Origin of the sequence: Hominimerdicola alba 8, from assembly GCF_000178155.2 — a bacterium.
GTDB lineage: Bacteria > Bacillota > Clostridia > Oscillospirales > Ruminococcaceae > Hominimerdicola > Hominimerdicola alba_C.
The window spans coordinates 1-768 of record NZ_ADKM02000033.1; the positions used below are offsets into that span (position 1 = coordinate 1).

The 768-nt window shown below is 30.5% G+C and carries 1 protein-coding gene; it reads right to left on the bottom strand.

Annotated elements, in window-relative coordinates:
* Window positions 1-768: hypothetical protein (locus CUS_RS03230; RefSeq protein ID WP_157769495.1), on the bottom strand; the 768-nt coding region annotated here is incomplete at both ends.

Below are 768 nucleotides of genomic sequence, written 5' to 3' on the forward strand. Positions count from 1 at the left end.
TTTTAATGAGATCTTGACTTTGGCTGTCATACAGTTAAAAACATAGGCCTCACAACATTCATAAACAAAATCTTCAAAAGCATCATATCCCTTTTGTTCCTTAAATTCTCGGCTTTTTATTTCTTCGATAAAAACTTTATCTGAGAGAATATTTGTCAGAAATTTAGCTTTTCCTGAAACTTTTAGGTCTTTTACATTCCCATACAGATGATTGATATCGAGATCTCGGATGTATTTGGTCGAATTATATTCTATGATTATTTCTCTTGAATCATCATCGACCATACTGTAACATTTGCTTATGATGTAGGCTACATTCAGATCAATCTTTTCGGGGTCATTGTACAGTTTGTATTTCTTCAGGATGTCCTTTCGTGACTTTGCCTCAAAAACATCATAAAAGGATACAGGGACAATGAATTTATTATTGCTGTAGTATTTTTCCACATCTTTCCATATAGGTTTCTCTTTCATATATGATTCGAGCATATCTATAAAATCATTAAAAAAAACATTATTTTTTCCAAATTTTTGTTTTATAACAATAAGTTCCTTTAAAGTCATCGGTCTTACTATTTCTTTCTTGTTAATGGTTTTGATGATGTTTATGTTGCCGTTCGCATAAAGAACTAATGTAAGTGTCGGCTTTCCTTCAGCGCTAATTTTACCATTATATACATATACATTAAAGCAATTATAAAACTTTATTTCCAGTGAGTATGATGACACTTTCTTTGATACAACCAAATAACATAGAGAAGATATAGT